7 protein-coding genes are annotated in these 6,827 nt (G+C 71.2%); 3 read left to right on the forward strand and 4 right to left on the reverse strand.

All coding sequences use genetic code 11. The features are described 5' to 3' along the window. The coding region (locus tag ACFUK0_RS32690; protein WP_380256264.1) for an ATP-binding protein at positions 1-2,369 on the reverse strand (2,369 nt) is incomplete at its 3' end. A 320-nt stretch (positions 2,370-2,689) separates the two neighbouring features. Here ACFUK0_RS32690 and ACFUK0_RS32695 point away from each other — a divergent pair. Continuing rightward, positions 2,690-2,971, forward strand: coding sequence for a hypothetical protein (locus ACFUK0_RS32695; RefSeq protein ID WP_380256266.1), 282 nt, complete (start codon positions 2,690-2,692; stop codon positions 2,969-2,971). A gap of 382 nt (positions 2,972-3,353) precedes the next feature. Further along, the gene (locus ACFUK0_RS32700) at positions 3,354-3,929 is read left to right on the forward strand and encodes a hypothetical protein (RefSeq protein ID WP_380256268.1); all 576 of its coding nucleotides are present in this window, start codon (positions 3,354-3,356) and stop codon (positions 3,927-3,929) included. A gap of 403 nt (positions 3,930-4,332) precedes the next feature. Here the strand turns inward: ACFUK0_RS32700 and ACFUK0_RS32705 are convergent, their stop codons facing one another. Both ACFUK0_RS32705 and ACFUK0_RS32710 read right to left on the reverse strand, forming a co-directional pair. Beyond that, positions 4,333-4,524 (reverse strand): hypothetical protein, encoded by a 192-nt coding sequence (locus ACFUK0_RS32705; RefSeq protein WP_380256270.1) that lies wholly within the window; start codon positions 4,522-4,524, stop codon positions 4,333-4,335. 162 nt (positions 4,525-4,686) lie between these two features. Continuing rightward, entirely contained in the window at positions 4,687-4,986 is a 300-nt protein-coding gene (locus ACFUK0_RS32710; protein ID WP_380256272.1) for a hypothetical protein, read from the reverse strand. A gap of 755 nt (positions 4,987-5,741) precedes the next feature. Here ACFUK0_RS32710 and ACFUK0_RS32715 point away from each other — a divergent pair. Next, positions 5,742-6,257, forward strand: a complete 516-nt coding sequence (locus ACFUK0_RS32715; RefSeq protein WP_380256274.1) for a hypothetical protein — start codon at positions 5,742-5,744, stop codon at positions 6,255-6,257. Positions 6,258-6,547: 290 nt separating this feature from the next. Here ACFUK0_RS32715 and ACFUK0_RS32720 read toward each other — a convergent pair. Then, the coding region (locus ACFUK0_RS32720) for a hypothetical protein (protein ID WP_380256276.1) at positions 6,548-6,827 on the reverse strand (280 nt) is incomplete at its 5' end.

Consider the following 6,827-nt stretch of genomic DNA (forward strand, 5'->3'; position numbering starts at 1 on the left):
CGGTGGTGGTCGCCGAGGTCGTGGTGGAGGTCGAGGGCGTTCTGGTGGGCGGTGAGGGCGTCGTCGAAGCGCCGCAGCTCCTGCAGGACGCCGCCGAGATTGCCCCAGGCCATTGCTTGGCTGTGGTGGTCGCCGAGGTCGTGGTGGAGGTCGAGGGCGTTCTGGTGGGCGTCGAGGGCGTCGTCGAAGCGCCGCAGCTCCTGCAGGACGCCGCCGAGCCCGCCCCAGGCCATCGCTTGGCTGTGGTGGTCGCCGAGGTCGCGGAAGATGTCGAGGGCGTTCTGGCGGGCGTCGAGGGCGTCGTCGAAGCGCCGCAGCTCCTGCAGGACGCCGCCGAGATTGCCCCGGGCGGTTGCTTCGCGGTGGCGGTCGCCCAGGTTCCGGAAGATGTCGAGGGCGTTCTGGTGGGCTTGGAGGGCGTCGTCGAAGCGCCGCAGATCCTGCAGGGCGTTGCCGAGGTTGTTCATTGTGCCGGCTTCGCTGTGGTGGTCGCCGAGGGAGGTGGCCGCCTCGTGGGCGAGGGTGGCGACGGCCAGGGCGTCCTGCAGATACCGACGTGCGGGCAGGTAGCTCCCCAGGCAGCCCGCGAGATCAATGGTGATACCGGGGCGGCCGGTGGCGTGTGCGGTGTGGACGGCGGCGACGAGGTTGGCACGCTCCGCGTCCAACCAGGCCATGGCCGCGCCCCGGCCGGCGAAGCGCTTCCGGTCGCCGTTCGTGGCGGGGTCGAGATGGGCGTCGGCGGCCCGTGTGGTGCGGGCGTAGTACTCGAAGAGGCGCAGCCGGGCGACGGCGCTGTGCTGGGGGTTCTGTTGGGCCTGTTCGGTGGCGTAGGCGCGCACGAGGTCGTGCATGCGCCACCGCCCGGTGTCCGGGTCCTGGCGGACGAGGCTGGCCGCGGCGAGGCCGGTCAGGCGGGTACGGACGTCGCGGGGCTTGCCGATGCCGGTGTAGGCGACGGCGGTATCCGTGGACAGATCCGGCCCCGGGTTGACCGCGAGCAGCCGGAACAGTTCCGCCTGCGGGAGCGGCAGCCGCCGGTAGGAACGTTCCAGGACGGCCCGCACCGCCTTGGGGGTGCCGTCGTCCAGCACGTCCAGCCGCTCCTCCAGCTTCTCCAGGTCCCCGACGAGGTCCGCTAGTTTCAGGCCCCGGTTCACGGCCAGCTGCGCGGCGGCGATCCGCAAGGCGAGCGGCAGGTAACCGCACAGCTCGGCGACCCTGGCGGCGCCGGCGGGGTCGGCGGCGATCCGCCCGTCCTTGGGGAGGGTGATGCGCAGCGCGGTGTCCATCAGGGCGACCGCCCGGCCGGGGTCGAGGACGTCCAGGTCGACGAGGCGCGCGCCGAGGGCGGGGGAGAGGTCGTTGCGGGAGGTGACGAGCATCCGGTGCGGTCCGTCCCCCGGGGGGAGGAGGTGTTCGACCTGCTCGCCGGCGGAGGCGTTGTCCGCCAGGACGAGGACGCGCTCGCCGTGCCGGGCGCGGGTGGCGAGCTGGGCGCGGTAGAGGGCCGCGCGCTGGTCGGTGCCGGGCGGGATCCGCTCGGGCTCGACGCCCAGGTCGCGCAGGACACCGTCGAGGGCGTGGCCGGCGTCGGTGGGGGTGTCGTCGTAGCCGTGCAGGTCCAGGAACAGCACGCCGGTGAACAGGCCCCGCTGCAGGGCCGTGTGGCCGGCGGCCAGGGCCAGGGTGGTCTTGCCCATCCCGCCCATTCCCAGTACTGACGCCACTACCACCGCGGCCTCCCAGCCGCCGGCACCGGCACCGTTGTCGGTGGGCGGGTTCAGGGCGGTGAGCAGGTCCTCCAGGTCCTCGTCGCGGCCGGTGAACCCGGCGGGGACGGCCGGCGGCGGGGCGAGCGGCGGCAACCCGGCCGCCAGGGGGGCGTCCTGGGGGAGTGTCACGTGGATGGTCCGGCCGAGGATCGCCGGCCCGTTGAACGTTCCGCCGCCGATTTCCTTCGCGATGCCGGCACGGGTACCGGCCCCGGCCCCCTCGGTCGGTGCGGCCGCGCTGCCCTCGTGCCCGGCGGCATCTCCGGGTGCGGCGCCGGTGTTGATGCCGGCGAGTTCTTCGACGTGCTCGACGAGGTCACCGTGGGCCTTGCGCCAGTGGCGGATGTCGCCGAGGGGCGGGTCGAGCGGGAATCCGTCCCCAGCGGAATGGGCCTTGCACGCCTCCACGAATGCGGAAATCCGGTCCCACGGGGGAATTCGGAAAGTCCCGGCTTTTCCTTCCAGGAGTTCGCTGACGACGGTGGTGTTCAACGCGCCCGCGGAGGCCTTGACCAGTTGCGGCCCGGTTGGGTTGCCCGCCCTCGCCTGCAGTTTCTTCAGCCGGCCCGCGAAGTCCCGCAGCGCCTGCTGCACCTGGGGGTTGTGTCCTGCTGCCATGGCGGCGGCCCTGCCTGTCCTGTCCCCGCGCCGCAGGCCGGCCCTTCCGGGGCGGGGGCTGCGGCGTCTTCCCCTGGGCGGGCCGTCGTCGGGCGGTCCGCCATCATCCGCCGGTGTCCGTGATCCTCCGCCCGGCAGGGATCTCACAGTAGTGCTCACCAGCCCCGACACGGGACGGGTTTCGGGATCGTCCGCGTCGTTCCGCAGATCCCCTTCCGGGTTCTTCCCGGCGGGATCGTGGTGTCCAAGCCGGCCGGCTGACCACCGCTCACCGCCATCCCGAGGGGGAGGACCTGATGTCCCGCAAGCCCCGCACCACCCGCCCGCGCACCCGCACCGCCACCGCGCTCCCCGCGCAGCCGGTTCTGGCCGTCGAGCAGCCGGCCCGTCCGCAGGCCCTGGCCGTCGAGCAGCCGGCCCGTCCGCAGGCCCTGGCCGTCGAGCAGCCGGCCCGTCCGCAGGCCCTGGCCGTCGAGCAGCAGCAGTTGGCCGGGCAGCTAGCCCGGGGAGCCGCCGCCGGTACTGCCCGCGCCGTCACCGACTGGATCATCGAGCAGATCACCGCCCACTTCCAGTGACCCGCCGTTCCTGGGGCCCGCCGCATGGCGGGCCCCAGGAACGGCCCCGCCCACTCCGGTGGGTGCCAGCAGGTGGACGCCTTGTCGGCCAGCCGGGCCCGCTCGCAGGCCCCAGCTTTCCTTCACGTCGGCGTCGGCGCCTGGCGGTCTGGGACCACGTCGAACCGGCCGGGCCCTGGCCGCCGGATTCCCGGGGACGGACCGGCCGGACAGGTGAAAAATTTCCGCCCAATCACGGCAGAAAGCGCCCGCGCATACCTTCCTACTGCACACGCGATAAATCACGACCAACAGCCAATGCAAACTCACCCGGGAAGGGTTGTGTATCTCCGGAGCGGCCTGCTAGAAATCCGGAACACCGCCAACCGGAAAGGAATAACCCGTGCAGCGCTCCATCGGCAGCCGTGAAATCATTCGCCGCCAGGCCACCGGAATGACCCGAGAACAGGTCACCGAAGCCACCTCGGACGCCGCCGGATGGGAACGCCACCGCTCCAGGGTCTGCGAAAACGAGGGCGATAGGGCCGCCATCAAGGGCGCTATCCAGGACCACAAGGAATGGCGCCGCATCGGCTATGTCATGACCGAGGAGAACCTGGAAACCTACAATCCCGACGCTGACCCGACCGTCCAGCGCTGGCGCCGGGAGGACGAGGAACGCCAGGCCGCCGAATCCGCCGTACAACGACGCGCCGCCGAGAACCCCCGCGTCGAGCGCCCGGCCACAGCCCCCGGGACGGAGGCGCTCCGGACGGCGCTGGCCCGTGCCGGCCTGTACGACCTCGACGAGGGCGACCACCAGGCCGTCGAGCAGATCGGCGCCCTGCTCGACGACGCCACCATCGCCCGGCTCGCCGACTGGCTGGAGCGCACCCGCACCGCGGCCCAGCACCTGGCCGCCCCGCCCCGACCCGTCTACCGACCTCTTCGGTCCGACAACTGGCCCCAGCGCCCGTAGCCCACGTCACCGGTGCCACGGCCCACCCCGGCCTGCTGCGGGCCGGGCGGGGCGGCTGGGGCGGGCCCTTTTCGGGCCCGCACCGCCAATGCGTGCTTCACCGACGTCGGGCTCGTGCGCGGGAACCCACTGACCCCCACCGTCCCCGGCCCGCCAGCCGTCCGACCGCCGGGCCGGGGCCCAGGTGGGGTGGTGAGGACGGCCATACCGGGGTCGTCGGCGCACCGGGCGAGCAGCCCGGCCGCCCGGAAAGGTGAGGCGACGCCTGCGCCGGGTCGGCTGGCGTCAATGCGCCCCACTCTGCCTCCGAGGTCTGTACGCCCCCACCCGGCTGCTGTGCTTGCCGACCGTGGCGACCACCCGGCACGGCCGACCGGCCACGCCGAGCGGGCTGCCTACCCGGCTACCGCCGGCGCCGGGCCGTCGGGAGTACGACGCCGGCTACGGCCGCGCCCGCGCCGATCGGGCCCAGACTGGCCGGATACACGGCCGTCAGGGCCGCTGCGCCGATCACGGCGATGCTGGCGGCGGTGATCGCCCAGCCGCGTCGGCGTGGGGAGTTCTTGGTGGTGTCTGACCTGCCACGTACGTTCATACCTAGCACCTCTCGATTTCTCTCGGACGGGTGCGACGGCGGCCTCCCGTTCCCGCGGGGGGCCGCTCAGCATGAGCCGAGCGGCCGTAGACCATCTGTCGCGCCTCTGCACGTACGTTACTCAGCGGGTCCGACAGTTCAGACCCTTCTAAAAGGTCCCTTCTACCTGCAGATTTGCAGCTTCATAAGCTTTTGTTGATGAAATTGCTCGTCAGGTGCCACTCTTGGACGATGCCCAACCAACGGATCCGGCTTGATCAACCACCCAGACCTGATGGTCAGGCGTTCCACGACATGCTTGCCGAGTTCGTCCGAACTCACTCGGCGCAGGAGCCTCGCCTGGGTGCCGGGTACCGCGTCCGCCTGGCCAGCTTGCTTCGTGATGCCGCCGAACTGGTCCTTCGTGACGAGATCGCCGCAGCCACGGACGCGGGCATGACCTGGGCGGCTGTCGGTAAGCACCTGGACACCTCAGCCCAGGCCGCCCATCGGCGATACCACTGACATCCCCTCCACCCCTCCCCGGGCTGATGCTGCCGTACTTCGAGGCCGAGCCACATCGGCCGGCTCAATGGTGAGGAAGGGCATCTGCTCGTCGTTGCCGACGTAGGTCTTGTTGTTCTCGCAGCCCTGGGTGGCGCTCCGTCACCAGTTTTACACTGCGGTCGGCTCTGCTCAGGCGGGCTTCGGGAGGCCTTCTTTCGATAGCCAGGCAGGTTGCCCTGGGCAGCGTGCGCCCAGGGCCACGCCAACCCCGTTAACCTTTGAATCAAAGGTATATTGGTGAAAAAATTGATGCTTCCGCCTGTGGAAGCATCACGTGGCATTGCAAAGCATTGCAGTGCAATGCTTTAGCGACCGTCCGGCCCGAGCGAGGTGGGCGGTCGGCCTGGCGGCGTGGACGGTTGGTGACACGACTCCTTCCTGGCCTAGCTATTGGGGGCGCTCCGGGATTTGTTCGGGTCGGGACCAAGATCTTTCGGCTACCAATGGACGAGCGCGACGCGGTCTCCGGAGGTTGGCGGCGGTGACGCATGAACAGCTGGCCCCGGCGGCCCGGGCGGGCGTGGCGGGGCTCCACGGCCCCACCAGTGCCCCGGACGGGCCCCAGGCGGCCTGCGCGCCTACCCGGGGCTCTGTGAAGGCCGCCACACCCCGCCGGGGCGGCCGATCCTGACGCTGGTCAGTCGCTTCGTCCTACGGGATACCGTGGGCCGGTGATCCAGCTCCTCCTTGATGCCCGGATGTTCGTGAGCTTCCGCGACCACGAGTTCGCTCAGCCCGGCGCGCACGGCTACCGCTGGGTGGATGTGAGGGTCTTCGGGACCCCACGAGGCGCCAGTGACGGCGAACTGCTGACGGCCCTGGTTGCCCACGAGCAGTTCCGTGACGACTACGCGGGCGGCGGCGTCGATCCGGCCGGGACCCGCCACGGCCCGTACTGGCTCACGCACGTCACCGCGCACGCCTACGACGCGGTGAGCAGCACCGAGGCACTGTCCACGCTTCGCGGCTGGGCCGGCCAGCACGGGACAGTCCCTGAGCCGCTGGAGGAGACGCTCGCCGCGCAGGTGTTCGCCGCCGTCGAGTCCGCCACCACCTGCTACCGACTGCGGAATCTGGGGAAGCGGGCATTCCATGACTGGGGCGGCGTGCACACGGACTTCCACGAGTACGTCGTCGTGGACCGGGAACGCGCGCTGCTGAGACTCGTCGTCGCGACCGACGACTGAGCCCGCCAGCATCGTCGCGGAACTGCGGTCAGAGCCAAAGAGGCGTGGGCGGTCTTCGGGCGGGCGCTGCGCCGGCCTTCTTCCTTGCGTCCACCGGTGGCGGCCGCGCGGCGGCTGGCACATGCCGGGCTCCTGCCGGGGCCGCCCTGCGCTTCCGGTCCCGAGCGTCGAGGTCGTTTCACCTGCCTGACGTCTTCCGGCCCTGTGCCCGAGAGGTACTCGGGCACAGGGCCGAAGGATGGATCGGCGCAGCTCAGGTCACGGCCTGCTGCGCCGGTGCGGTGCGCGGGTCAGGGGGTGGAGGGTCCTCCGTGGTACTTGGTCCAGCCTTCGCCTTGCGGGTCGACGGACCAGAGGGTGTTGGCGGTGTCGCGGACGAAGGTGACGAGGTGTCCGTCGGCGGGGTCGGCGATGGTCTGCGGTACGGCGTCCGTTGCCAGGGCGGTGCCGGAGAGCGTGGTGGGGAACTGGGTCCAGCCGTTGCCGCGGGGGTCGACCATGTTGAGGCGGTTGTTCGGGCCGTTGACGTAGGTGATCAGGTGGCCGTTGGCGGGGTCGGCGATGGTGGTC

Origin of the sequence: Kitasatospora sp. NPDC057223, assembly GCF_042669755.1 — a bacterium.
Lineage (GTDB): Bacteria > Actinomycetota > Actinomycetes > Streptomycetales > Streptomycetaceae > Kitasatospora.

What these genes read in the sequence shown, in the direction of transcription:
- ACFUK0_RS32695 (WP_380256266.1), top strand. Translation starts at nt 2,690, where the DNA reads ATGTCCCGCAAGCCCCGCACCACCCGCCCGCGCACCCGCACCGCCACC.
- ACFUK0_RS32705 (WP_380256270.1), bottom strand. Translation starts at nt 4,524, where the DNA reads ATGAACGTACGTGGCAGGTCAGACACCACCAAGAACTCCCCACGCCGA.